Consider the following 26966-nt stretch of genomic DNA (forward strand, 5'->3'; position numbering starts at 1 on the left):
TATGACAAATGGCTGGAACATTAACCACACTCGCAGAAGCAATGAAGATTGACTACCTTCCGAAAGTACGGGAACAAGTAAACAACGGTGCGAACTACTTCGTAATGCAGCTTATGAAGAAAGCGGAAACTCTAGGTGGCGGCGGTAACAACTTTTCGATTACCCACCACTACGGACGTAACTCCGGCGTTGGTTCCGGTACTGAAACAGGAACACTGCCAACAGCAGGGAACCAAGCGTACAAGAAATCTACGGGTAACGTAGGCTATGTACATGGTCGCTTGCAAGTGTCCAATGCTGCGATTCAGGCCACTAAGAAAGATTCTGCTACGTACGTGAAGGAAATGACTGCTGAAGTGGATGGACTGATCACCGACACAAAGAACTATGTACAACGCGCCTTCTTCGGTGATGGTACCGGTAAACTGGCAACTTTTGCGGTCAATTCTACAACAACAGTGCTGACTGTAGATAACGTTAAACCATTCTTTATCAACCAAATCATTGATATCATGAACTCTTCTAACGCGGTTTCCGTTGGGACTCGTACCATTACAGCTATCGACCCTGTAGCAAAGACAATCACCATATCTGGCGCTAACGTTACTACAGCAGCAACAGATTATGCAGTCGTTACAGGCACGTACTCACTTGATCCAATGGGTCTTGGCGGTATTATCTCCGCCACATCGACCCTGCAAGGTTTGGCACCGGCAACGTACTCATTCTGGAAATCAACGATCCTGGGAAACAGTGGTACAGGCCGTGCAATCTCTGACGCTCTGCTTCGTCAATTGGTTGACTTTGTGGATCTGGCAGCCGGTAAAAAGGTAGAGTGGATGGCAGCCGGTCACGGCGTTCGTGCAGCATATGAAGCACTGCTGACGGTAAATAAACGTTATGTAAACCCGATGCAACTCGAAGGCGGATACACTGCGCTGGAATTCGATGGTATGCCAATTGTAATAGACAAGTATATGCCTGACAAAACGATCTATGCCGGTAACTGGAATGACATTAACATCTACCAGACTTCCGCGCTGGACTGGATGGAGGAAGACGGTTCAATGTTTAGCCGCGTGGCAAATACGCCGCAGTACGAAGCGACAGCGTTCTGGTACTACACTGTTGTATGCCACGCTCGTAATGCTTACGCTGCATTGACTGATTTGAACGTGCCTGCCGGGTACTAATATTTTTGGAGGGCTTCGGCCCTCCTTCTTTTTAGGAGGAACTATGAACAGACATTACCGTGAAGGTTATCAACGTGTTTTCTTGAACGACATAAACAATATTGAGCAGCGGCTGCAAGAGTATGACGCGGATTTATACCTGATGTGGAATCCAAAAGATGGAACATGGCTCGTCATGGACGGCGTTATGGAAATGGCAATCATGAAGATTCCGCAGATTGGACTTCCAACGATGGACGCAAGAGTCTATAACCGCATCCGCGAGATTCATGCACCGGGATTCAGTGCACAGCAGGTCATGAAAGAAGCCGAAGACGCAGCGGCACGAAAAGAACAACAATTCATTGAAGAACTAGCACATGACTTCTCCCGCGAATCCAAGCGTGCGTTTATCAATGCTTACGATTACGGACGCGAAAGTGGCGTATCTGAATATGTAAATGGGGTGTAGCCGTGCCTATCTTGGAAGAACTGCAAACAAGGGTATCCCGGGCCACCAGTCACATGTATACGGACAAATACCATATGACTGACCTTATCAATGATGCTCAGAACCAAATGGTAGAAATCGCTAAATTGCGTGGTGTTCAGACTATTAATGCAGTGCAGGACGTGGATATATACGATTTGCCAAACAATTTCAAGTCACCTGGAACATTGGTGGATACCACTGAAGAGAATTTCAATGTGACCTACGAGTTAGTAGATATTACAGAAAATCGGTTCGGATATGCCATTGAAAATGGAAAAATAGTCATTAAACCAATTCCGCAGCGCAACCGTACTCTTACTCACTATTACTATAAATATGCAACACAACTCTATAATCCAGAAGATGTACCAGAAATAGACGCTCAATATCATGATCTGCTATCTACATATGCCGCAGGAATGATATTGCTGCTGCCCACACTTCAAATCCAGGATAAAACCTTGTCAGACCGGTATTTAAACCGATGGCAGGAAGGTAAGATCAGCTTTGCCAATGACATGCAGCGTAAAAATAAGGCTACTAAAGGTAGGACGGTGAATTTCTGGTGATCTATGCATCTGACCTTGTACCCACAATCAAAAAGATGGTTGAATCGTACCTGGAGGAGATCGGTGACGAGGAATCCGTACAAAACTCCTTCATCTTCACATATTTAAACCAAGGGCTTCGGAAACTCGCACACTTGGCCTATCAGCAAAAAGACTCTGACGCGCTGTATATTTCATCCGATGATTACCATATCTTCACCATCGGCGGCAGTGCGATAACAAATATGTACGCGCCGCTGCGGATACTGGACCCACAGGGAAGAGACATGCAGAAACGTGTATCCTTCGCAGACACCAGGGGATGGTGGAGAGAGGCAGCAAACACTAATATTCATATCAAAGGGTATGCGCTCGCTACAAACCCTCTGCCGCCCGGAAATCATATCCTGCAATACTTAGCCTATCCCGCACCTGTGGCCTCCTTGAACAGCGCTGTACAGTTCCCAGACGCTGGGTCAATGGGGCTTTGCTATTACGTGGCAGGATTGATCATGGAGAGCCGACCATCTGCTAAAGACCTCGTAAACCACTACTACAGCCTCGCTGACGGGTATTGGGAGATTGTCGCATTGGCAAACACGATGGGACGCGGAGTATCCAGTGGTGGACCTGTACCAAGTATTGCAGATGCAAAATACTTTATGAGCAGGAAGGCATAGCCATGGAAACACCATTTGCGATTGAAATTACACCGTCCCTTGGCATGAATTCAGCGCTTAATCCAGGTCAAATCCCGGCAGGATCTCACCGCCTAGCACTGGATGCCTGTCTGAAGTCCGTAGACACCATCGGAAAGCGCCCTGGTAGCGTCCCCGTAACCACTTCAGCACTAGGTGCAAGTATAAGCTACCTTGTGTCGTACAAGTCCGCAGCGTCAAGCGTAGCACCTGACCTATTCGCTGTATCGGGGAATACATTGTACAAGTATTCCGCATCAGCACTAACGGCGCAGACTATGACGAACGCCTTTACTTCTTCGAGCGTTTTCGGAGTGGGATACACGGACTATGCGGACGCATCAAACCTGCTGTTAACCAGCGGAGGTAGTTTGCAGCAGTACACAGGAACAGTGGTTAAAAACGTGGTTCCTGCGGCAGATGATATCACACCATTACCAGCAAATAAACTATCAACCATCAACGGACGTGGTCTTAAGTATATATGGGTATTCACCGGGCATGTCTTTGTTTCGGATGGTAGTGACCTTATGTGGTACTCCAAACGATATCATTACGATTACTTCCCAGGGGATGTGCAATACTTCCGGTTTATCGCAGACAACGACTATGTAACGGGACCGGGGATATCGTTCGGCGGCTTATGCTTGATCCCTATGCGCAGACACTGGGGTGTAATCACTGGGGAGACCTTCGACGATGGCGTTTCTACAAATGTTCCGTTCAAAGCGAATCAATACTTGAACACCTCAAACGGAAATATTTCGTCCCGGGGATTTGCTAAGATCACCTATCCAACGGGTCAACAAACCGTAGCATACCTGTCAGACAACGGTGTTAACGAGATTTACGATACGGGCATAGACAACGTGGAAACCTCCGGTACACGGCAGTACAGCACACGAAACCTTATGGACAACAAGATAGACTTCAACAAATATGGATTCACGGATGCAGAAAAATCGGCGGCTGTGGCATCGTTTGACGGCATTAACGGACGCTTTCTGATGGCTATTGACCGCGACACCACGCACTATGTATTCGTGTATGATACACAAAATCAAGAGTGGTACGTATGGCGTTTACCTTGGTCTACAAAGTATCTTACGGAGTTTAATGGGGCTATGTACATGGGAAACACGACAGGTCATGTGCATACGTTCAAAGACGATCTGTACACCGATTGGGACCAGGCAGCAAAAACTTCCGGCACAACGGTAAAAATGGAGATCGCAACGGGACTACTCAGTGCAGAATTCACCGGAGAATCATCATACTGGCACTATTTGATCGTCGAAGCGCAGATGTGGGGCGTTCCTTCATCGCTCGATTATAAGATCGTGTACGGAGCCGGATCTATAAGTGTAGATCATGCACTTCAAACAGAGGTTTTTGTCTGGAACGTAACAGCCTGGAATGAGGGGCAATGGGCCAACATCCAGTACACGGACAATGTGAACCAAGCAAAGCGCAGGAAGATTCACAAGAAAGGGAAGTACTTGCAGGTATTTTTCAAAAACTACCGAGACGAGCCTATAACGATACTCCGGTATCGCCTAGAAGGCACATCGTCAGGAATAGGGGGTTAATTATGGGATATGTAGACAATAGTCAAATCGCACCTTTATACGCAAACACTACGGCTGGTACCGTTGCAGACGCATCAGTCGTTGACCCTGCAATTGCAGCGTTAATCATAGCCATCAACACAAACTACGACCTGTTTATAAACTTTTCTAGTGCTCTATTTCCAACACCTGGAGAACTGCCAATACCAGACCAATCTGTTGTTACCCGGCACCTTCGAAACTTGGCTGTGACCAATCCAAAGCTAGCACCACTCGCGGTAACTGCGGATAAGATCGCAGATGGTAGCATCACACTGACGAAGCTTGCGGATCTGGTAGTCACCGCAGCCAAGATTGCGAATGGGACGATAACGGAACAAAAGTATGCAGACAGTTCAGTAAGTAGTCGCGTTATAGGGAATGGTGTTGTTCGGTCACAGCATATCGATCCTGGTTTACTGCTACCATACACAAGTATTGCAGTACAACAAGGTTTCGACCATCGCGGTATAGACGTTACAGATGCGAGATGGGGCGCAAAAGGTGACGGAGTAACGGATGACACCGCTGCGATACAATCAGCAATAAACTATGTGTACTCCAATGGTGGAGGAAAGGTTTTTTTTCCTAAGGGTATATACCTTATAAGTTCTCAGTTATTCATGAAAGCTAAGGTTTTTCTTGTTGGAGTTGTTCCAGGAAATGTTTTATATGATGCAGTGGATAAAACAGCTTCGACCTTAAAATATACGGGGAATGATTGGGCTGTTAAATTTACTGAAAGTCCTAATGCGAGTCAGTCTGGGATTATTGATCTGAATATCATAGGTAATACTTCTGCAAAGGGCGGTATCAAAATTAACGATACAATCAATAATGTTGATCCATCCCTGGATTTATACATTTCAGGTGTTTGCGTGGCATACTTTCCTAATGGCGGTTATGGGTTGCACATGCAAAACACATACAGAAATGTCATCTACCGTCTGATTACAAGACAATGTGGGTGTGGGATATCTACACTAGATACTACCAATGATATAACAATTGCAGATCCTATATTCGAATGGTGTGCTATTGCAGCTAGTTTTTACAAATCTGTTGCCATCAATATTACAGGTATGCTAGCAGAAGGTTTAGGGGTTAGACCAGATGTAACCCTTCCAAGTGATTTGTTTGTATGGAGCGATTACGGTCGAACAATAAACTATTATTACGGAGGCATTCGCAATTTTGGTTCAACAGTTTTTGTTTCTGGAAAATACATGGAAAGCGTGAACGGAAATGTAGGAAACATAAACGGAGATATATTTATGCTTGAATTGGGTGCCGTCCAAACGATTGAAAATTTGTACATCGAATGTTCGGCTAATGAAGGATACATCATAAATAAAACTAATGGGGCTACTGCATTGAAGGTTAGTGGTCTGCGAATACAGGGTTCACCTACAAATGCACCAGCATTAATAAACTTGGACAACTCTCCATTTAACTGTTCTATTAGTCCTATAGCGTGGACGGGTACAAGAAGTGTTCCGTTTATTGCGAATTTGGGAACAGTCGGACCAGACGGAGGATTTATTCACAGTCCTGATAGCCCGGCAGAACGTTTAAATACTTACGGCGTTAACATCTCAGCAAAAACAATTACAGATAACTCTTCTCTTAAACTTCTTGGATCATATAACCGTAGCGCTATAGATAACTATTGGGAAATATATCGCCAAGATGGGGATGGAACAGACAAGTTCATGAACATCAGAAGAATGAATGGTGGATCATTAGAAAGTTATCTTACTTTTAGACCTGCTGATATGTACTTTTCAAAACCAATCATACAGGATTCGGGAACAAGCTTAACGCTTGGAAGAACTGCCCCTAGTTCACCCGTTGCAGGAACCATGTATTGGGACAATACGGCAGGAACGATCAAGGTGTTTAATGGAACCGTTTGGAAAAGTGCCACATTAACGTGATGAGTATAAATAGATGTAACAAATGTATAGATTTGTATTGTATCAATTTGGTATAATACTCCCTAGTCTATTAATGTAGAGGGGATATTATGACAAAGTTATACAAGTTATACCCATTATTGCTTATGCTTTCTGCGTTTTCGCCTTATGTTGTGAAATCATTAGGGATAAAGGCAGAACATGTAATAATCGTTCCGGTGTTCTTAGTTTCTCTTGTGATTGCCTTAATGAACAGGGTCAAAGTGAACAGAGAAATTATCCCGTTACTGTTTTTATGGATCTGCTTTCTTGCTTTGGTGACACTTCGAACGTTGTTTTCAACTGAAACTCCAGCAGGTATGGCAGCTGTTGCGGAGTTTGGAAACTTCTTAATGCCATTGCTAATAATGGTTTTTTACTTTTTTAACTTCAACCGCGAGGAAGTTTCAGAAACGGAATTGATTAGTAAAGTACTTCGATTGTTCAATATATTGCTTATTTTGAATTCTTTTTTGATTATTTTTTCTATTGCTGGGTTTAACACAGACGCAATACTGAGGTTTTACTGGAAAGGGTTTGTGGCACGTGACTCATTAGGTAATGGGCGTTATACCGGTATATTTAACCAGCCGATGGAAAGTGGACTGGCCTATAGTATAGGCGTACTTGGATGGCTTTACTTGATAGAAAAACAGTCGAAAATAACAATTAAGAATCTTGCAGGTATCATCTTGCTGATGATTGGGGGAGTTGCCTCAGTATCAAAGGTGTTTATACTCGGAGGTTTTTTGCTTTTCTGCTGGGGTGCTTTCAGGAATAAAGGAGTAAGAAAAAGTCTTATTAAAGTCATGTTCATATTAACTCCTCTAGTTTTAGTGTCTTACCAGTTACTTGAAAAAAATTGGTCAGGTATGGATTACCTAATGAGATTCTTCACAATTCAAGACGGGCAACTGCTGGACACATTGACTTCAGGCAGATTTGGTGGAGTTAATACCATGCAGACTCTATTTAGTAAGATATGGAATGATCATCCTTTTGTTGGGCTTGGATTGGGTCAGAATGATGTGGCAGATAGTCAATGGTTCCAAATATTCGGGTCTAGCGGAGCGATTGGGTTTGTTATTTTTATCATTTTCACTGGAATGCTCATCAAAAAAGCTTTAGAATACCGCGCTTCGATGAAATCAACCGGTGAAAGTAAACTTTTTGAGTCGCTGGTTATACTCAGCGTAATTGCAGGTATTGGCGCTCCAGTATTTACCCTTAATCGTTCATCTAGTGTATTGTGGGTCTTAATAAGTATGCTTCTTATGTACAAAAACAAGTACAAAATGAAACCTGAAGAAGTTAAAATCAAGCCTTTGAACACCGTTAATAACAGAACAGTAACTATCATTCAAAGAGATCCAAAACAATATCAAGTCCAATAGTCATCAGGACCATACTATGCAACACCAAAGCCCTCAATCGAGGGCTATTTGCATTTGAAAGGAGCGCCCACATGTCCACCAAACTCGAACAAATCCAATCCGCAGCCAAAGCGAAGTCAGCCGCAGGACAGCCAATATTTAATACGCCTATAACAAACACTCCCGCCGCTGTACAATCGGTTAAAGCACCAGCATCCGGCGTAGGCATAGCGGCAATACAATCACCAACAGTAGCAGCACCAGCACCCATTAACACCGCAGCTAATCCAAGCAAGAACGCTAGTGTAATTGTTCCTGGTCAGCAAGCAGAGATACAGCGTAAAGCATCCGCAGGCATTGCACTTACGAATCCCACAGCAGCGACCACAGCAGCGTATAACGCAGCTAAAGCACCAGCGATACAAGCACCTGTTGCAGCGGTAAAACCTACAACAGCGCCAGCCGTACAGCCTAATACAAACTATGTGGAGAATGGCGGTCAAACGCTGAACGATATCCTTTACCTAAAGGATAATTACCGCACAGACAATAAAAATTATACTGCCGCACAATCCAATCCGTTATATTCGAAACTTGACCAAAAAACGGCGGCTATGGTCAAAGGCATGAGCGCTGACCAACTACGCAACTATATTAACGGGCTGGGCACACAGCAAACCGCGACCACGCAAAATGAAGGCTCAGTTTCTGCGGCTCCAGACTATACCGCACTTGCTACAGCGGCTTATCAACAGCAACTTGACCAACTTTTAGCTGGAGCACAGTCGCAGGAAAAAGAGCTTAACCGCAGATACGATTATGCAAATGGAGTGACGCAGGACAATCGCCAACTTGAAACAGCATCATTCTACCGGAACAATGCACCTACAGCCTGGGACGGATCAACAGGCTACCAAGCAGCTCAGACAGACCGTAACCGTAGCATAGAGGACCATTACACCCAGGAAGGACTTACAGACGCCACGGCAGCGGCCTACAATACTGCTAACGCGTTCCGTGATAACTCTGCTAACTTTATAAGCACGAAGTCGAACGAACTCCAAACGCAAGCACAGCAACTTGCTATGCAAGAGGCCGGGTTGACCGGAACGTATAAAGGTAATCAGACCATACAAGGTGCTGCATCTGCTGCACAGACAGCCGGGCAGTTAATTTCGAACCAGGGACAGGCGATATCAAACCAAGGCCAGCAGATTGCGAATCAGATCGCACAAATCAACCTAGACAACTATCCATCACAGGTTAAACTTCAACTTCAGCAGTTGCAGCAGCAAGTGAACTCCGGTTCCATCAGCAACGCCACGGCACAATACCAATTCAAAGAGTTGACCGACCCGAACAGTGTGACGAATAAAGTTTCGGCACTGGATCTGCAAATGAAGCAGATTGATGCCTCAAATTACTCTGCTACTCAAAAACTACAACTGGAACAACTACAAAAGACTGTGGACCAGATTGGTAAAGCAAAACCAGTAAGTGAATATGAACAACAGATGCAGTACCTTGACCTTCAAAAAGCGCAATTGCAAATACAGCAGCTTCAAACCGAAACAGCTACAAAAGGAAAGACAGCAGAGGATTATGCTACATCGTATTTAGATAAGAGTGTACAACGTGACGATGAAGGGTCCATTACTAATATAAATGATGTAAAAGCACAAATTCTTCAATCTGGTCTCCCTGACAGCGAGATTGCTAAACTGTATCTGAGATATGGGATTCCACTTCCACAGGGCTACTCGGGAAACTGAGTGGCTCCTCTGCTGCGGGTGGAGGAGCCTCTATAGGAGTATTGTCGCGTAAATATGAGTCCAGTGGAAATCCCGCAACCATTGCGAATAATCCAGGTGACATTGGCGGTAAGTCCTACGGATCGTATCAGATCATAAAGTCAAACATGCCGAACTTTTTGAATTACCTCAAAGATGCAGACAGTACCGCATACGCTAACTTTTCGGGTAAAACGATAGGCGGTACAACATTTGACCAAGCATGGAAAGATTATGCTGCGAAAGAACCCGAACAATTCGAGCGGCTACAGCATAATTACATCTTAGCTACACACTATGCCCCGGCTGTCGGTAAGGTGGAGAAAGCAACTGGTCTGAACATTGCTGACCGGTCAAAAGCGGTACAAGATGTGCTGTGGTCAACATCGGTACAGCATGGCCCAGGCGGAGCGGCAACCGTATTTAAAAACGCTGGGATTACTGCAAGCATGTCAGACGCACAGATCATTCAGCGGGTATATGCGGAACGGGGAGCAGATAACGGAACCAAGTATTTCTCCTCATCTTCCGATAGTGTGAGAAAAGGCGTAGTGAATCGGTTTAAATCAGAGCTAATCGACGCGCTTAAAATGTTGAAGGGGTGAGATTGTGAGCGTATTTGACGAAGAGCGTAAAAAGTTAGGATTGCCAACATCCACCGCCAAGCAAACATCTGGAAGCGCGTTCGACGGTGATCGCATGGACCTGGGTCTGATTAAGGATACACGACCAAAACCAGAGGACAAAACAAAAGAAATCCCTAAAACTCAAGCCGAAGCCAATGTAAGCACAAAAGTATCTGACACGTTGAAAGGAAAACTCCCTGCGGCTCAACTTGTGACCACTCCAAACGCATTAGGTAATGATGCAATTCCTAACTTATCCGGGAAAGTTCCTGCTGCTAATATGCTAATGGCAAGCACAGGTGGCCCGGAGAATGCTTCAAAGATTCCAGGAATAGCACACAACGAATATGAAGTCGAACAGCAGCGTATTGATGCATCTAAAGCGCCGGAGATAGTCAAATCCGGCGCCACGGTGCTGAATAAACTAGGCAGAGATACCACAGTAGGTAAGTTCCTCACGAACCTATTCCCATCGGATACACAAGCGGTGCAGCGCGATACTACCGGGAATAAAACGCTTGATAAGATCGACAACTTAGCAGCCGCATACTTGACTCCAGCCATGATTCCAACGGGTGCTCCATATGGACAAGGTATTGTCGGTAGCACATATGGAGCAGCAGGTAAAGCGCTGAGTAAAGGCGTAGGTCAATCAGCGGTCAACACACTTGCCAAAGCTGTTCCGTTTGCGGGTAAAGATGCTGCCCAGAACATTGCGCGCGTAGGACTGACAGAAGGCATTGCAGGATCCGCACAAGGCGCAGGATTCGGCGTACAGCAAGGTCAGGACAGCGGCAAAGAGATTGCCCGTAACGCCGCATTTGGGGCCGCCGGAGGGTTTGTACTTGGATCTGGTGGCGCTGCACTAGGCGAAGCGTTCCCGGCTATCGCTAGTCGATTCAAGAAAACACCTACGGATTCACCAGCAAATGAAGTTCCGGTTAACACAGCGCCTGAGTCAATTCAAATGACTGATCCTGTACAAGCGAGAATCACACCTAATCCTGTAAAAGAGCCTGCTCCTCAGATTGCTGAACCTACGTTTGCAGAAGTACCAGCACAGCCTGTAAACAAAGCAGCAGAAGCGCCGATTCCTGCACGTGATCCTAATGTCCCTGTTACCCGCGAACAAGCGCTATACGACAAAGATATTAAGGATTGGACACCTGAGGATATTGCTTTTTCCATGAGTCCAGAATTCAACAATGCAAACATCGTTGAAACTCCAAGAGTGACGGTTAAAGCAGATGAAGTTGCGCCAACAGTGAAAGAACCTGTGCCAACTCCAAAGGTCCAAAGAGGGTTCACAGAAACACTAAAGGAATCACAAAAGACACCGGAGCCGCTGAAAGCCAAACTGAACAGCGAATATGAGCCAATCACAAACGCAGGTACTGTTGCAAAAGCAAACGAACGTATCGCACGTGATGTGGAGAACGAAACCAGACGCATTCTCACAAAAGAAAAGTATGATGCAGAAGATTCAGTTGTTGCACAGCGTCTAATTGATCATTACAACAAAAAAGGCGACTTTGAAGCATCCTTAAACATTGCGGATAAAATTGCTACAGAAGCCACAAAGGCTGGTCAATTCATTCAGTCTCTGGACATTTACAACCGTCTTACACCTGAAGGAGTGCTGCTAAAAGCAACGCGCATTGCTAAAAAGATAAATGAAACAGGATCAAAGATCGGCAAAGCTGCTGAAGTTACGCCAAAGATGGCAGAAGACATTACTCAACTTGCTGGAGTCACACAGAAAATGACCGGAGTGAAAGACCTTTCCTCAAACGTCATTGATATCCTTGAACGGGCCAAAGGAGGAGCCAAGCTTTCGGCGGATGAAGCAAGCACGTTAGAACGTTTTGTGAACGAATCAAAGCAATTTATCAAGGAATCTACCGATAAGGTCAAACAAAAGACACCAACACCACGTCAGCCAAAGGATAAACGTGTTAGAGACAGCCTTACTTCATTCTTTGATGCTCAGGAACAGGCAGCAAGAGAACGCCTGAAAGCGCGTGGTAATCGTCTTAGCGCCACACCTCTGGATGTATGGGCAGATTATGCGGTGATCGGCGCGGCGAAGATGGCGAAGGGAACCATTAAGTTTGCAGACTGGTCCGAACAGATGATTAAGGACTTTGGAACTGATCTGAAGCCACAACTGGAACAGATTTATGAGAAGTCCAAAGAGGCATTTAATATCACATCCAAGAAGATAACCAGAGAAACGATTAGCGACGCGGAAAAGCTTACGAACAAGGTGATCCGTGAAAAGGAATTGACTGGAGAAGAAGCTGAATCATTGCTGAACATTGCTCAGCGAGTGTCGGCGCTGTCTGGTGAAGCCAAACGTACCGCATCACAGGACCTTCAGGCAATACTTCAATCTCTGGATAAGCCTTCATTAGGCCGTAAGATTGCCAGTGCACAGACTCAAGCGCAGTTGCTCAACCCGAAGACTCAGGTACGCAACGTGCTTGGTAATGAACTTTTTTATCGTTTGGAACGCATTAATAAATATGTATCTACGCCGATTGATATTGCTAGGTCCAAACTGATCGGATCAGACCGTACCGTCACCTTTAGAACGTTCAACCAGGGCAAGTATTGGGACAACTGGATCAAAGGCGGCAGCGCCGGCGCGCGAGGGGTAAATATCAACGGACTAGAAACACAATTCGACCTTGCAAGCCCGGCATTCACCGGGAAGTATAATCCACTCCGGTACACCGAAAAAGCTCTTGGTGCATCTCTCAGAAGCTTTGACAACGCAGCATACAGCCGGGCGGTAAATAAATCACTTGGAGAAATGGCAACACTTGATGCCATCAATAAAGGTGTTAAGCCTAGTAAGGAATATGTACAGAGCTTCATATCTAAGGCAGACGATAACGTAAGACAACTAGCAGACAATTATGGTAAGTACGTTACATTCCAGGACAATAACTTGATATCCCAAGGGCTGACGAAGTTTAAACGTGGCCTGAACTTAGGTAAAGACTTTGGTTTCGGTGATTTGGTGCTGAAGTATCCGAAGACCCCAGGCGCTTTACTTGATAGAGCGCTGGAATATAGCCCAGCAGGGTTTATCCGCAGTGGATGGCAGATTGCCAAACCTATCTTCAAAAATGGCGTTGAGAAAGACCCGGCAGCTGTTGTACAAGGATTGTCCCGGGCCATTATTGGAACATTCGGTCTTAGTGGAATGGGGTACTATTTAATCCAGAACGACATCCTGACCGGACAAGCCAACAAAGACCGGGATATTAGATCACTACAATCAGCCGCAGGCCAAGGACAATACCAAGTAAACCTTTCAGCGTTGAAACGTTTCGTTAAGAGTGGCTTTGATCCAAAGGAAGGAAAGATAAAAGAAGGTGACTTGCTCTATAACTATGACTGGATGCAGCCTATTTCCGTGGCTGTTTCTATGGGTGCAAACATCCAAAAGAATCTCAGCAGCGATGCTCCAAAAGGAAAAGTTGCTACAGGTGCACTTGGTGCAGCGTACGACAGCTTTGCAGGAGGGTTGAACACTCTTACAGAACAGTCAGTATTGCAGGGATTGGCGCGGGCGGCAGAAGGTTATCCAGGGCAAACAGTTACGGATAAGATCGCTGATGTGCTGTCAGATGTACCGGCTTCCTTTATACCAACGATTTTAAACCAAGTGAAGCAGATAACCGACAATACGAAACGCGAAACAACGGACCCCACTTTGCTGGAACAAACGCTAAATAAGGCACAAGCAAAGATTCCAGGACTTGCGGGAAGACTGCCGAAGAAATATGACTCTCTCGGAAATGAGCAGAAGCATTACCAGAATAATAGCGCAGTTAACGTATTCCTAAACCCAGGATTTCCATCGCGGTACAAACTATCTGATGAGGCTAGAATGATCGTTGATCTAATCGCAGAAACAGGAGATGAAGGTATTGCACCTCGTGTGCCTAACAAGAAATTGGATGGTACTCCACTCACTGGAGAACAGTTCTCGCGCTTATCTCAACTTCAAGGAGAGAAAACTAAGGATCGCTTAGGAACAGTAAAAGATTCACTATCCACTAATTCCAAGCTTAAGGGTATCAAAAAGAAGCTTACAAAGTCCGGTGAGGATGCACGAAAACAGTTACTGAAGGAATACCCGGAACTGAAGGTGAAATAATGATAGAATTCGACGAAGCAGAATTCAAATCCTCAGCAGTATCAGACGAGACTCTCTATCTGGTGCTGCTTTTTTGTGGGCCAACGGTCCGGGATTTACTCTTGTACGGTGGTGATGTGATTGTGGAGCCTGATCCAGTTTTTATGCTATGACCTACCGTACTTCCTCTACAAGACTGCGGATAACTTCAAATGGGACGGATTGATCATATTCATTGTGTATCAAATCGGACGAATCAGCGGAATGCGCCTCTTCAGAAATTACCTGGAGAGGCATTTTCCGTATTTTCAAAGTGAGGAGGTCCAGCTCAAGTCGTGGACCATCAAGCAAATCACAAAATTGGGCGGCGATCCATTTTTACCACAAAGAGAATACCGTGGTGCTGGGCGTTCCAAGCGGTCGCCAGCGAAGAACTACGATTTATCTTCAACGAGATTACAGGAGGGCATATGCCCGGAAAGGCGGTATCAGATGAAGACAGCCATAATTGACGGCGGGCATGGAAAGAAAGACTCTGGAGGTATAGGTGAATCCGGTAAACTTGAGAAGGACTTTAATCTTGCAATGGTCCTTAAAGTAAAAGAGTTATTGAAGAATAACCCTGAGATAAATGTAATACTAACCCGCTCAACAGACGTGTTTGTAGAGCTTGTGGATCGCGCCAAGATCGCTAATAAGGCTGGTGCAGATGTATTTATATCTATCCACGCAAACGCTGGAGATGCGGAAGCAAAAGGATCTGAGACGCTATATACAAAAGATATTGATAAACCATTTGCAACGATCATTCACAAATACCTAATGGCAGCAACGGGCCTGACGGACCGCAGGTGCAGGTACCAGAACCTTTCGGTGTGCCGCAACACGACCATGCCAGCAGCGCTGATTGAACCTGGATTCTTAACTAATCCTGAAGAAGAAGATTTGCTCTTTAATGAAGAGTTCCAAAATAAACTCGCCGTGGCAATGGCTCAAGGGATCTGCGAATACCTGGGCGTGAAGTATGGAGTTAGAAAAACACCTACCGGAACATATCCAGTAGATGTGATTATGAATGAGGTCAACTATGATGGTCTGCTGATCGAGGGTAAAAGTTGGGTACCGGCTAAACTCGTTCTTAATGCACTTGGTGCAAAGTGGTCATATGCCTTGCGTAGTGTTTACGTCGGTGACACAAAAGTTGATACGAAGAATTATGACGGTACCAGCTACATTAAAAGTACGGATCTGCGGGACCTAGGTGCTGTCCGCAGTGTGTTCCTGGACCCGGATTCAATTAACACCAAACGTGTACTCATTTACACATTATAAGGAGGGCTTAAAATGAATGATTTGCTTGCTCAAGTAATGGCGTTTGCGTCTGCATTGTCTGTAATCGTCGTGGCGCTGCTCAATCTGGTGAAGGCTACGGTTACCCTTCCGAAGAATTTAATCCCAATCATCGGACTCTTGCTTGGCTTAGGCGCTGGATATGCTGCATTTATCTTTACTGATCTTGAGTTAGTACCTCGCCTATGGGCTGGTGCATTCGCTGGTCTGTCGGCAACCGGTCTTTTTGAGCTATTTAAAAACAATCCAGGCACTACTAATTCCAAGTAGTTAATGTTAGAATTAATGTACGACCAAGTAACGTTGTGATGGACAAGCCTCTGCATAGTGCAGGGGCTTTTTTTGCGTTATACTGCCTTTGAGGTGATCAAATGCCCATCAAACCAGATCTGGTTAACATAGACATGGCACAACAGGTGTGTGCGTATGTCCTACAGCGCGGAGGGTGGCCGGAATGTACGCCAGAGGCTATCCTGCATCGAGCATCAACCTATGAAGAGTTGCACAGGTGGGTGGGCGTGGCTACCGGTGATAAAGGTACACCGTTCCCGCGGGAACCTGAAGCGAATCAAGTCATATACATTGAACAGGGTGGTACATCATACCGATATGTCCATCATAAGGGCGCATGGACATTTGTGGATGCCATGCCAGCATATTTGCGGAACACATATTAGTTATCCACATTGTGGACAATAATGTTACTCGGGTAACTTTTGGGTAACATAATAGACAGATACAAACAGATATAAACCAAAAGATATTACAATTGTAGGACACAAAAATATTCAAAATAACCAGTGAAATAGCTGGATTACCATACTGTACAGATACAGACAAAAAGATGTTACAAATATACACGGTTATAAAGCATTTTACCGGACATTTTGGCGCACTATGCCAAAGTGTATTTTGTCGTGTTCACTAACTCATTTATAAGGGGGGAAAACGCTTGGTTTCACAGCGGGGACATTTGTTAAGACGCAATTATTTGTTTGCTTTTCTCATTTTACTTATCGGCTTCGGCGGTCTGCTCGGCTACGATCTGTACTTCAAGCCATACGTGCTGTCGCAGACTGTAGTTAAGATCAAAGTGGCCCAGGACAGCTTTTTGCCTAAAAATTATGAGCTTAAGCCAAGTGACCTTTATCTGGATTCTGTCCAGACCAAGGATATTCCTTCAGGGGTAATTACGGACATCAGTCAGGTGGAGCATAAGATCACTAATGTTAATTTGACGAACGGAAGTATTCTGACGGCAGCTCTTGTGGATGTCAGTGATTTGGAGCCGCAGCAGGATGAGGGGATTTTCCCGATTCCCAAGGAAGCGATCTATGCGATCAACGGCTCACTGCGCAGCAGAGACAAGGTGGATATTTATCTCGTCGAAGGCGATTTGGCGGATCAGGCGCGGAATAGCGGATATAGAGCCTCAGTCGCAACCGCAGGTGATGGGAAATCCGGCACAAATGGTTCAGCAGCAGGGACAGGAGCCTTGGAATCACAGCTCCCCGCCCCTCCGCGCAAGGTGTTTCTCACCGGAGTCACTGTAAATTATGTAAGAACTGAAGACAACAATGATGTCCAGGATTCCGAGAATGGCAACACGAACAACCGCTTCACCTCAACCGGCAAGGTAGCTGCACCCGAACTGAAGCTGAAAAAAAGTGACGGCGAACGGCTTGGACAATATCTGGAGCAAGGTAAAAAGCTGTGGATAGTGCGTGTTGAGTAAAAGGGAAGGGAGGAGAATGAAATGAAAATATTCAGTTATGGGATGGATCAGCTGACCATCAATGAGCTCAAGCTTGCCGGATTCACGGTGGTTACGCAGAATGTCCTGCCCGAGCCTTCACAGACTCAGGGGCAGATGCTAATGGTTACAAGCGAACAGGTGCCCGTTTCAGGCTTAAGTGAACTGCGGCAGGGTTATCCGAACTCCTCCATATTATATATTTACCGGCAAAAGGGGGTAAGGAGCTATCAGGCTATTCATATGTTATGTGAAAGTCTGGGGATTTTCTTTATCCCGCCCCGTGCGACCTCTTCAGCGATTGTGGAGAAGCTGCGCTACATTCTGGAGGATGAGCGTGAAGAGCGCGGTAATCTCGTCGGATTTTTCGGCTCCGGTCCAGGTATCGGTTGTACGAGTATCGCCAAATTGTTCGCCCGGCGGATTGCCGCTGCTGGCCAACGTGTGATTCTGCTCGGACTTGATCTGTATGATCCCGGATTCGACCGTAAGACGGCCATCAGCCTCGACAGGCTGCGCCCCCGGATGACCGGTAAAATGCTCCAGGCAGCGGACTTTGAAAGTCTGGTTAAGCAGGAAGGGTACGCCTATTTGCCGGGCAATTTTGATTATTTAAGTGTTCAGGATTACCAGGAGGAGGAGATTGAATATCTGCTTACCCAAGCCGCCGGGAATGCCGATGTGGTAGTCGCCGACTTCGGGTCCATTCCCGAGAGTGCCGCATGGTATGTGGGGATGCAGAAAACGGCTCTGCGCATGATGGTTACGCATCCGAAGCATGAGTACCGCCTTCAGCCGCTCATGGAGCTTGCCGGACACATGGATCTGCATCCGCAGGATTTCCAGTGGATCATCAACCGCAGCAATGTGGAGGAAATGAGCTCACCTAAGAATTTGGCCCTCCGCTTCGGCAGTGAGATTTTGCTTGAGTTGCCCTATTACCAGCCATTTCAGGACAGTCTTCCACTGGGCAAAAGAGAGCTGCAGCAGGTGGACGACAAGGTTCACGCGCTGCTGGTATCCCTCGGTATGGCACCGGAAGTCCGAAAGAAGGGGATTTTTCAATGATTGAATATCGGGATGAGGTATGGCCGGCAAGTTGGAAGCAGCAGAAGGAGACGAAGCTTGAAGTCGAAGCGTTGGAACATGTACATGAGCCGTTACGGCTGCCGATTCTACAGGACAACCATAGGCTGTTTTCACTGAAGCAAAAAGTGCTGAGTACCTGCAAGCCGGGCAAGGAGGACTTTTACGGTTTTCTGCAAAAAATGAAAAATGACATGAACGCCGAGCTGGAGCGGGAGGACGACGGGTACTTTGAGCTAAATGCAAAGGCGCTGATCGGGGATCCGCAGGCCGTTAGCTTTTTCATGAATGAGATCGAGAAATATCTGCGCAAAACACCGTTTACCGGCAAAGTGCCGGATGCCTACGGGACAGCGGCAGAGGCGCTGTTTCACGAATGGAAGGGATTTGGACCCGCCTACCGCTGGTTCACTGACCGGGCCTATAGCGAATCTACCGGGCTGCAGATGATCGGACGGCAGATTTTTTATAACCATCGCGGGAAATTTGTGGTGTATCCCTATGAGATGCCTTCACTGGACCGGGTTGAACAGCTCAAACGTTCCTTGCTGAAAAGCGACCCCAACAAAAAACTCAACAAGGATAACCCCTCCGTCGAGTTCAAAATGGATGATCCCCTCTGGCCCGGCCGCTTCATCCGGCTCGCGATTTGGGTATCGCCCAGGGTGTGGGAGGGCTTCACCACGATCTCGCTGCGGCGGCAGGTAGTGGAGTTCCTGGATCTGGAGGATCAGGCCGGTACCGAATGTATCCCTGCAGAAGCTATTGAGCTGATCCGCGCGCTGTCGGGTACGTTCCGCAACACCATTATCGCCGGTGCAGTCGGATCAGGTAAAACCACTTTTGCCAACACGGTTGTAGGTGAGCAGTTGCTCGGTTCCTCTTCCTGCATGGGAGTCGTGATGATCGAAAAGCATCCGGAGTCGATTTTGCCGTATCAGATCAAAGGCCATCGGATTATCCCGATTCAGGCAGCCAATGAGGAATTGATGGAGGTTGGGGTAGAGTCGCTGCGGCATGATCCGAACATTCTCTATATGACGGAAATGCGGTATAACGAATGGGAATTTTATCTGTGGAGCGGTGAAAAGGGCTATGACGGGATTACAGGAACCTTTCATACGGTGGATTCGGAAGATATTCCTTATCAGGGTGCCTTTGCGGTGTCCACCCGGATCGGCGGCAGCCTGAAGGGCCATCTGATCTCTGCGCTGAAGTCCTGTGAGCTGGTGTTTATTCTGGAAAGTGTAGCGGACGGAAAAAAGCGGCTGGCCCGGATCTCAGAGGTGTACTATGACGAAGCGGCCAACTCCGTATTTGCCAATGATCTGATGCGCTGGGAAGAAGAAGAGTCCGCCTGGAGCTACAACGACAAGCTGACGGCCGGCCTGATGCAGAAGATGAAGAAGAAAAATCCGCGCGCTTCGCGGGTGTTTCTGCAGGAGCTTGGGCATCTGGCTGCGCTGAAACCGATGGACGGACCGCTGAAGGAGAGTCTCAAGTCTAAGATTGTCCTGAACGAATGAAATGAGGGGGAGAGCGTATGGAGCTGTTATTTTATGTGCTTCAGGTTGCCTTTCATTTATTGATTGCCGGTGGCCTGTGGCTGCTGGTGAAGCCGCTCATTGAGAGGCATCTAAGGCAGCTTGGACAAAAGATCGACCAGCGGATGAGCCTGCGGATTAGTCTTTTTGGTAAAAGGGTCAGCAGCAATAAAAAGCGGAGGTGGCTGTACCGGCATTTGGACGATCTGCTCTATTTTGCTAAGCGTAAGTATGAGCCGGGGATTAGTGTCACGCGTTTTTTGATTCACACGTTGTTTCTGTTCAGCGCCGTGTTTCTCTCGGGAATGCTGACCCTAAGCGAACTGCCGGGACATTTGAGCTTCAGTAATCCGTTTTTGGAGGGCATCAGCTTCGATGAACGGATTCCGGTTCAGGGGAATTGGCGCTTCCCGCTCTTTGTTGCAGTCATTGCAGCCAGTATTCCTTATTTGCGGACGAGATACCTCTATGCTCAACGCAAGGTGCGCGGGAGCTACGATCTATTGGATGTGATCAAAATCGCCACCAAATTTACTCACCTGTCGGTAGACTCGATTTTAACCAAAACCGCTGAATTCTTAACGGAAGAAAGTGTGCTGAAAACCCCGCTGAGACTGCTGGGAGCGGCCTTCTCCAACTATAGCAATGAACGGGAGCTGACCCGTGAGGCAGAGCGGTTTGCTGGGGCTATTGGAACTACCTTTGCCGTGGAATTTGTCTCGGATTTGCTCTACTGCGAGAAAGAGGGCACCCGTTATCTGAAGAACACGCTTATGATGCTAAGCCGCTCCATGGAGCAGCAGCGGGAGACGATCCTGACAGTGAAGGCGGGCAGCAGGGACGCGATTAGTCTAGGACTGTACGGCAATCTGGTGGTTCTCGTGTCATCCGTCGGAACGTTTATTTACATGCTGAAGCCGGATGTTTATTTCAAATTGCAGTTTCAGACCACTGTGGGTTTGACGTTTTTGATGATTATTATTGCTGGACTGTTCATCTCTTTCATGATCAGTACCATACTCGCCAGGCCAAAGCTGGACTACCACTAAGGTGATGAATGAATTATGGACAGACTCTTACTTTTGATTGCTGTACTGGGAATTGTATATCTTTCGTTGCTGGTTTTTGTGAGCAGCAGTTCAAGACAGGAGCGTTATCTGCTTCGGCTGGGTACCAGGTGGAAGATACTCGGAGAACGGATGCACAATGAGCGGCTGCAGCTGCTGTTGAATAACAGCGGACTAACCCTTTCCGCAGGCAAAATCACACTGTTCCGCTATTCGGCCGCAATGATCTATTTGTTGGTTCAGGGGGCAGGAGACTTCCTTCGTTCGGAGGCTTTTTCTATCTATGATCTACTTGCTGTTGCTCTGATTCTGTTGATTACCAGTCCATTAAGATATCTTCCGCTGGGGTGGCTGCTCGCCTGGCTGCATCAGAAGACCCTCATTCAAAAAGACGGTGAGTTGATCTCCTTCATCCGGCTCTATGAGAACAATCGGCTGCGCAAGCGGGGTTACGTGCAGTTTGGAGCTTTTTGCGCCGGAACGGCCGGACATTTTAATTACATTCGCCAGGATCTGTATGAGCTGTCCGAACGTGCAGTCGATGAAGGGACTGAACGGGCGATTGAATGGTTCTGCGGTAAATTCCCGGACAATCACGCTTTTATCAACGATATCCGTTCCATTCTGCTGGCTACGGAGGGGATGGACGATGATACGGAAGCAGCCAATTATTTGCGGGAGCAAGGCAAGATCATTACCAAGATCTCCAGTGATCAGTATTTGAAAAAATGGTCCTTCATCGGAGACGTCTCCACCATCATCAACGTGATTCCCTCCATCGCCACTTTCCTAATGATTGTGTCGCTGGCAATGCAGTACATTTTGCTAATCAAAGGCAACTTCAATGGGGTGGGGATGTTTCAGTGAGTGGATGAATTGCATCGTATGAAATTTTCTATATTCAAGAATCATTTAAAAATATAAAATGAAAAGGGAGATATTAACAATGAAAAAAGACGCTATTTCTACTGGATTGTTCATCGCTATCGGATTCCTGTGTGTTGCCATCGTAATTGCCATTTTGATTCCGGTTGTTCGGGATGTCATTAACTCTGCGGACGACAACAGACCAACCATACCAGGCGTCACTATGGTGCAACCGGTAGAGGACGGGTCATCGGCTACACTCGCCCAGACCCAGTTCCACACTTCGGTCTAATCACGATGAAAAAAGACTCCATATCAGTCGCAATGTTTCTGGCTATCGGTTTTGTGATTGCGGGCATGTTCATCGCAGCGGCAACTAACATTATCGGCAGCAGCCAGGACGATATCATCACACACACCAAACAAGTCGAGCAGTATTAAGAGGGGGCGTAGGCATTGAAAGCTACCGTTCTCCGGGCATTATTCATGTGGCTTGTCTTGTTCATTATCCTGCAGCCCATCTTCACCTACATTGATTATCTGCTCGATTTGCAGGTCAAGGCCAATACCTCCTATATTACGCAAAAAGCGGCAACGGAGGGGATGGTCACGGCTTCAATGAAAAGTGAGGTCATCGCGAATCTAAAGGCTGTTGGATTTCCTGAGGCTTCGATTCATATCACAAGCAGCACGGAAACTGTTCAGGAACGCAAGCGCCGCATGGATGTGTATATCTCAGCACCACGAATGAATCTTTTCCCGTATAATTTTTCCGGAGTGGCCCAGCCCACTCGTTATTACGGGCACGGTTCTATCATGAGTGAGTATCTCGACTGATTAAGGGATGAGCCTAATCTATGGACTATATTATTAAGCTGGCGTTTGTTCTACTGATCTTCGTCTATTCCTGGTTTTTTCAGATTCAGAATCAGGAATGGGACATGCTACGCAGCATGCTCAAGGATGCTAATAACATAGCCGTCCATGACGCATCACAGGAGCTTAATGAGTCCGCCCGGGCACAAGGCCGTCTGATCATCGATCCCGCTGAAGCTTTTGCCACATTCCGGCAATCCCTTCGAGCGAATCTGGGACTGGACGACGGCCTGTCCCCTCTGGCGGGCAGCAGGCTTCAAACTCAAGTGAAAATTGTAAAGTTCGACATTGTCGATCAATCCAGCGGAGTTACTTTTCCTTTTCTCTACGAGGATAGCAACTATGGTATCACTAAATACATACAAGGTCCGTCGGTAATTGCCGTTATTGAGACGACCCATCCGGTGCTCATCTCCCGGGCGAAGGTTCAGGAGGCCATCATCGTTCCTGCTGTGCAGGAGTATAAGATGAATGATTAATCATCCAATTAGAATGGATAATATTTCAAAGTATGGACTTATGAAGGATATGAGTTACCGGCTACTGTGATGACTCGTGGTTGAGTTATACGTGCTTTTTCTCCAAAGCTGGAGACTGATACTACGAGTAAAAAGTGATTTAGCATTCGGATTGGTAATTATGATCCGAGGCGATCCTTAGCAGGCTGCATCCAAATACAATAACAGGAGTGTTCGAAGATGAAAAAGACAATGATGAAAGCAATTATGGCAGCAACAATGTTAATCAGTACAGTAGCAGGTCAGTGGGAGATTTCAAATGCAAATGCAGCTGCAGCAACTCCTGCACCGATTATCAGAGATAACCTATTTAAGTTTGGTCTGAAAAAGGAAGTTGAGTTGCCGGTGACCATTACGTCCGGGGGGTTCAGCTATACGCTGGAAAAGTTAATGATTTACGATGTGAAGTCCAATGATGCACAGGCGCTGATGAAGAAATATGGGTATAGTGATCGAATCTACAAAGCCCCAACTAAGTATATGGTATGGACAAAAATTACGATTGAAAATAAAAGCAATAAAATTGTTCAACGAAACGCTAAAGACCAACAAGATAAATGGTTTTTATCTTTCGATGGAGGTGGTCTTAATTGGCCAACTCCTAAAAAAGTATTTGATGTAGTAAATAGTAAAGAAGCCCTAAATACTTGGGTTTTAAAACCCGGTCAAAAATTAACTACCTATCAAATGTATGGGTATTTCACAGAACCCAAATTTATAAGTATTTATACCAATATTGACGGTGGTTTTGATCAAAAAATAATCGTAAAGGAGTAAAAAATGAATAAAATATACATTTTTTCGCTTGCTTTTATCTTGTTTTTCCTTAGCATCCCGGTTTCTATGAAGGCTGCGGATTCACAAAACAAGACAATATCTATACCGACGGAAATACTTACTGGATCAACTAATAGCCAGCAGACGTACTATTTAGCTTTACCCAGTGGAGTCTCCAGTTCTTCTATTAATATGTCATCGCTAAAATATAATGGTACAAATGAAAAAGTGGCCCTCTCCATTGAAAACGGTAAAGTGAAGGTCACACTGAAAGGAGTAGAAGCGAAACAAAAAATTGATAATATATCAGGCTATTATTCTTCATGGAATGTGCCATTTGTAACGACACCAGGTAACTCTATTTGGAGATACTCAGATGGAATACGCTGGCAAATTAATCAGTGGGACCAGTATTCAAACACTCAAAAGCATAGTGATATAAATGGTCAAGGTTCGGGGGTGCCTAGGGATGATCCCCCTGATATGACAATTGCAACCAAGTCAGATGTGTCTAGGGATGGCGTGAAATGGTACAACAAAAGTGTAGACCAAGTTATAGACCCTGCGAGTATCATAGAATCTTCTGTTCAAATAACTGTGTTAAAGAACTTTCTTCCACCCCAATATGTTAGTCATAATATTGTGAACGGCAATCAATTTATCATTTATTATAAAACGGATGCAGAAGCTATAAACTATGATGCGGAGAATCTACCCGATAGTTGGAAGGGCGGATGGGCGACAGGAAGGCGTTACAGAACATTTCTGAAATATTATTTCACCGCCTCCGCAAACGTCACCTCCTACAAATACAGCGGCAATGTTTCTTTCGACTACAATCTCCCCACTGAACCGACCCTTACAGGGGACGTTACCCTCATTAAGCCCAATCCCAATCCCGCAAAAATCACGGATAAAGTACCCGTCCGGATCTCAGTAAAAGGTGAACTTCAAGCCTACTCGGATGTAGCGAATATCAAAGAATGGGTGTTTTATGCTAAAAAGAAAGACCGCAGCGACACATTGCAGACGAAAAAGGAAAATGCCAAGTCCTTAACGGCAAGCAAAGAGTTTGACTTCGAAATTAATAAGGCGGATTTTTCAGGGGAAGAATTTACTCAAAATTATGATTTGTCAGTAATCGTGCGTTTCAATAAAAAGGCTTATACCAAAGCAGGAGAGATTGATTCGCTAGAAGTTAAACTGAGAACTTCGGCAGGGGTATACAAGAATACTCCGACAGTCACCTTTCCACCTGTTGTAAACCCACCAGCCCCTAAAGGAAAGCCGCCTATTGCCCGTATTAGTGCTCCTAGTGAAGTGAAGGCCGGTGATGATGTTTTAATCTTTGGGAATGGTTCTTATGATCCCGATGGGTATATCAAAGATTATTGGTGGGATACATCAGGGGCGCAAGAAAAAATAGGAAATGCCCCAAACGGAACTACATGGTATAGCCAAGCGGATGTTGGTAAAACGTTCAATATTCTATTAACCGTTGTGGATAATGATTCTATGTTCGGCAGCACAAGTACTGAGGTTACTGTAATTAAACCCGAACCATACGCACGTTTAAGTGTGGGGGGAACGTTAAAGCAAAACCGGAAAGTCATACTCACAAATAGTAGTACCAGCCCCACACGGTTTCCTTTGGTTCCAGAAAAAACATATGTTGTTTTAACTGCTCTTACGGGTGGTTCCAATGCGGACATTAAGTATAGCGGAACATTAGGGCAGTTTGAGACAAAAGAGCTGCTATTCAAACAGCCCGGAACCTATAAGGCTGCAGTTTATGTGGAGAATACACTGGGCTACTCTTCAAGTACTTCCATTACATTTACCATTGTCCCTGATGAAGTGCCAGTAAATTACTTTTCCATGGCTGGTGTAGCTTACCGAAGTCCGGAAAATGCTAACAAAGCTCTTGTCTCCATTGATGATATGTCCTATTCGCCAGATAAAGATGTCATTGGCCGGAGAGTATGGGAGTATCGCTATGACTCAAATAATGATGGTAATTTTAATAACGAAACTTGGGTTTTGTATAGTGATGCAAATCAAGAGCGCTTGAATATGGAATTGAGCCAAGTAGGTAAGTACGAAGTGCGATTAACTGTGTTTGAAGAATTTGGCCAACCTACGATAGATGAATTTGTAACGGCGGGTGACCGGAAATCCACAAATTCGGATGGGCAGGTACAATCGGAAAGAATTGTGGAAGTGAAAAACCGAGCACCAGAGGTGGATTGGTCCTGGTAAGGAGGATGAACAATGAATAAAAACAAGCTTACCTTTATTCTATTTTTTATGGTACTTCTAATTGGAATGCTCTTTGATCTTCCTTTTGGACCTATGATTGCAAAGGCTTATACCGGAGATCCTAATATCATTCATTATAGAAATATTAATATACCTGCACATTACAAAACGGATTCCTTTTCAGATATTGGGACCATATCGGGATCTATAAATGACCAGCAACTTAGTAACATCCAATACAATCTTACAACAAAAAAATTGACCTTTGATATCAGTCCAACAGCAGCATTTACTGTCTCTGCTGATTTAGTACCCTCAAATAGTGGCCTAGATAAACGGGAGGCCAAGGCAGGTCTATGCGTAGCAGCCATTCCGGAAGGTGAACGGCTAGATGATGATCCTATGGTTTATAGATGTCCGGCCCAGGCATCATTTTCTTATGCTTATCATACAAAAT

The 26966-nt window shown here is 45.7% G+C and carries 22 protein-coding genes; all 22 read left to right on the plus strand.

Features of this window, described 5'->3' with window-relative positions:
* Window positions 1–8: 8 nt before the first annotated feature.
* The 22 genes from A3848_RS10260 (at window position 9) to A3848_RS10370 (ending at window position 26509) form a co-directional block, all read left to right on the plus strand.
* Window positions 9–1193 (plus strand): phage major capsid protein, encoded by a 1185-nt coding sequence (locus A3848_RS10260; RefSeq protein WP_074084864.1) that lies wholly within the window; start codon window positions 9–11, stop codon window positions 1191–1193.
* 43 nt (window positions 1194–1236) lie between these two features.
* Window positions 1237–1644: a hypothetical protein gene (locus A3848_RS10265; RefSeq protein WP_074084865.1), complete on the plus strand. Its 408-nt coding sequence runs from the start codon at window positions 1237–1239 to the stop codon at window positions 1642–1644.
* Between the two features lie 2 nt (window positions 1645–1646).
* Window positions 1647–2234 carry a phage adaptor protein gene (locus A3848_RS10270; protein ID WP_074084866.1) on the plus strand — a complete coding sequence of 196 codons (588 nt, stop codon included), beginning with the start codon at window positions 1647–1649 and terminating at the stop codon, window positions 2232–2234.
* Window positions 2235–2269: 35 nt separating this feature from the next.
* A complete protein-coding gene (locus A3848_RS10275) occupies window positions 2270–2893 on the plus strand; it encodes a hypothetical protein (protein WP_178381962.1) in 624 nt (207 codons plus the stop codon).
* Between the two features lie 2 nt (window positions 2894–2895).
* Entirely contained in the window at window positions 2896–4500 is a 1605-nt protein-coding gene (locus A3848_RS31685; RefSeq protein WP_074084868.1) for a hypothetical protein, read from the plus strand.
* A gap of 2 nt (window positions 4501–4502) precedes the next feature.
* The gene (locus A3848_RS10285) at window positions 4503–6455 is read left to right on the plus strand and encodes a glycosyl hydrolase family 28-related protein (protein ID WP_074084869.1); all 1953 of its coding nucleotides are present in this window, start codon (window positions 4503–4505) and stop codon (window positions 6453–6455) included.
* 89 nt (window positions 6456–6544) lie between these two features.
* Window positions 6545–7867 carry a hypothetical protein gene (locus A3848_RS10290; protein ID WP_074084870.1) on the plus strand — a complete coding sequence of 441 codons (1323 nt, stop codon included), beginning with the start codon at window positions 6545–6547 and terminating at the stop codon, window positions 7865–7867.
* Window positions 7868–7938: 71 nt separating this feature from the next.
* Entirely contained in the window at window positions 7939–9618 is a 1680-nt protein-coding gene (locus A3848_RS10295) for a hypothetical protein (RefSeq protein WP_074084871.1), read from the plus strand.
* 41 nt (window positions 9619–9659) lie between these two features.
* Window positions 9660–10241 carry a VgrG-related protein gene (locus tag A3848_RS10300; protein ID WP_074084872.1) on the plus strand — a complete coding sequence of 194 codons (582 nt, stop codon included), beginning with the start codon at window positions 9660–9662 and terminating at the stop codon, window positions 10239–10241.
* Window positions 10242–10245: 4 nt separating this feature from the next.
* Complete coding sequence (locus tag A3848_RS10305) at window positions 10246–14433, plus strand: hypothetical protein (protein WP_074084873.1); 4188 nt, start codon at window positions 10246–10248, stop codon at window positions 14431–14433.
* Between the two features lie 120 nt (window positions 14434–14553).
* Window positions 14554–15744 carry an N-acetylmuramoyl-L-alanine amidase family protein gene (locus A3848_RS10310; protein ID WP_074084874.1) on the plus strand — a complete coding sequence of 397 codons (1191 nt, stop codon included), beginning with the start codon at window positions 14554–14556 and terminating at the stop codon, window positions 15742–15744.
* Between the two features lie 12 nt (window positions 15745–15756).
* Window positions 15757–16032 carry a holin gene (locus tag A3848_RS10315; protein ID WP_074084875.1) on the plus strand — a complete coding sequence of 92 codons (276 nt, stop codon included), beginning with the start codon at window positions 15757–15759 and terminating at the stop codon, window positions 16030–16032.
* Between the two features lie 682 nt (window positions 16033–16714).
* Complete coding sequence (locus tag A3848_RS10325; protein WP_074084877.1) at window positions 16715–17497, plus strand: SAF domain-containing protein; 783 nt, start codon at window positions 16715–16717, stop codon at window positions 17495–17497.
* Between the two features lie 21 nt (window positions 17498–17518).
* Window positions 17519–18583: a CpaE/TadZ family protein gene (locus A3848_RS10330; RefSeq protein WP_074084878.1), complete on the plus strand. Its 1065-nt coding sequence runs from the start codon at window positions 17519–17521 to the stop codon at window positions 18581–18583.
* Window positions 18580–20127, plus strand: coding sequence for a P-loop NTPase family protein (locus A3848_RS10335; RefSeq protein WP_074084879.1), 1548 nt, complete (start codon window positions 18580–18582; stop codon window positions 20125–20127). Before A3848_RS10330 ends, A3848_RS10335 begins: the two co-directional genes overlap by 4 nt.
* Window positions 20128–20144: 17 nt before the next feature.
* Window positions 20145–21194: a hypothetical protein gene (locus A3848_RS10340; RefSeq protein WP_074084880.1), complete on the plus strand. Its 1050-nt coding sequence runs from the start codon at window positions 20145–20147 to the stop codon at window positions 21192–21194.
* Between the two features lie 15 nt (window positions 21195–21209).
* A complete protein-coding gene (locus tag A3848_RS10345) occupies window positions 21210–22079 on the plus strand; it encodes a hypothetical protein (protein ID WP_074084881.1) in 870 nt (289 codons plus the stop codon).
* 79 nt (window positions 22080–22158) lie between these two features.
* Window positions 22159–22371 (plus strand): hypothetical protein, encoded by a 213-nt coding sequence (locus A3848_RS10350; RefSeq protein WP_074084882.1) that lies wholly within the window; start codon window positions 22159–22161, stop codon window positions 22369–22371.
* Between the two features lie 164 nt (window positions 22372–22535).
* Window positions 22536–22916 carry a hypothetical protein gene (locus A3848_RS10355; protein ID WP_074084883.1) on the plus strand — a complete coding sequence of 127 codons (381 nt, stop codon included), beginning with the start codon at window positions 22536–22538 and terminating at the stop codon, window positions 22914–22916.
* Window positions 22917–22936: 20 nt separating this feature from the next.
* A complete protein-coding gene (locus tag A3848_RS10360; RefSeq protein WP_074084884.1) occupies window positions 22937–23434 on the plus strand; it encodes a hypothetical protein in 498 nt (165 codons plus the stop codon).
* 219 nt (window positions 23435–23653) lie between these two features.
* Window positions 23654–24250: a hypothetical protein gene (locus tag A3848_RS10365; RefSeq protein ID WP_074084885.1), complete on the plus strand. Its 597-nt coding sequence runs from the start codon at window positions 23654–23656 to the stop codon at window positions 24248–24250.
* A 3-nt stretch (window positions 24251–24253) separates the two neighbouring features.
* Window positions 24254–26509 (plus strand): hypothetical protein, encoded by a 2256-nt coding sequence (locus A3848_RS10370; protein WP_074084886.1) that lies wholly within the window; start codon window positions 24254–24256, stop codon window positions 26507–26509.
* The last annotated feature ends 457 nt before the right edge of the window (window positions 26510–26966 follow it).

Origin of the sequence: Paenibacillus sp. P32E, assembly GCF_001909085.1 — a bacterium.
Taxonomy (GTDB): domain Bacteria; phylum Bacillota; class Bacilli; order Paenibacillales; family Paenibacillaceae; genus Paenibacillus_AQ; species Paenibacillus_AQ helianthi.

Bases quoted from the DNA above. Each gene is read 5' to 3' on its own strand.
- A3848_RS10260 (WP_074084864.1), top strand. From the start codon at position 9: ATGGCTGGAACATTAACCACACTCGCAGAAGCAATGAAGATTGACTAC.
- A3848_RS10265 (WP_074084865.1), top strand. From the start codon at position 1,237: ATGAACAGACATTACCGTGAAGGTTATCAACGTGTTTTCTTGAACGAC.
- A3848_RS10275 (WP_178381962.1), top strand. From the start codon at position 2,270: ATGGTTGAATCGTACCTGGAGGAGATCGGTGACGAGGAATCCGTACAA.
- A3848_RS31685 (WP_074084868.1), top strand. From the start codon at position 2,896: ATGGAAACACCATTTGCGATTGAAATTACACCGTCCCTTGGCATGAAT.
- A3848_RS10285 (WP_074084869.1), top strand. From the start codon at position 4,503: ATGGGATATGTAGACAATAGTCAAATCGCACCTTTATACGCAAACACT.
- A3848_RS10290 (WP_074084870.1), top strand. From the start codon at position 6,545: ATGACAAAGTTATACAAGTTATACCCATTATTGCTTATGCTTTCTGCG.
- A3848_RS10295 (WP_074084871.1), top strand. From the start codon at position 7,939: ATGTCCACCAAACTCGAACAAATCCAATCCGCAGCCAAAGCGAAGTCA.
- A3848_RS10315 (WP_074084875.1), top strand. From the start codon at position 15,757: ATGAATGATTTGCTTGCTCAAGTAATGGCGTTTGCGTCTGCATTGTCT.
- A3848_RS10330 (WP_074084878.1), top strand. From the start codon at position 17,519: ATGAAAATATTCAGTTATGGGATGGATCAGCTGACCATCAATGAGCTC.
- A3848_RS10335 (WP_074084879.1), top strand. From the start codon at position 18,580: ATGATTGAATATCGGGATGAGGTATGGCCGGCAAGTTGGAAGCAGCAG.
- A3848_RS10340 (WP_074084880.1), top strand. From the start codon at position 20,145: ATGGAGCTGTTATTTTATGTGCTTCAGGTTGCCTTTCATTTATTGATT.
- A3848_RS10345 (WP_074084881.1), top strand. From the start codon at position 21,210: ATGGACAGACTCTTACTTTTGATTGCTGTACTGGGAATTGTATATCTT.
- A3848_RS10350 (WP_074084882.1), top strand. From the start codon at position 22,159: ATGAAAAAAGACGCTATTTCTACTGGATTGTTCATCGCTATCGGATTC.
- A3848_RS10360 (WP_074084884.1), top strand. From the start codon at position 22,937: ATGGACTATATTATTAAGCTGGCGTTTGTTCTACTGATCTTCGTCTAT.
- A3848_RS10365 (WP_074084885.1), top strand. From the start codon at position 23,654: ATGAAAAAGACAATGATGAAAGCAATTATGGCAGCAACAATGTTAATC.
- A3848_RS10370 (WP_074084886.1), top strand. From the start codon at position 24,254: ATGAATAAAATATACATTTTTTCGCTTGCTTTTATCTTGTTTTTCCTT.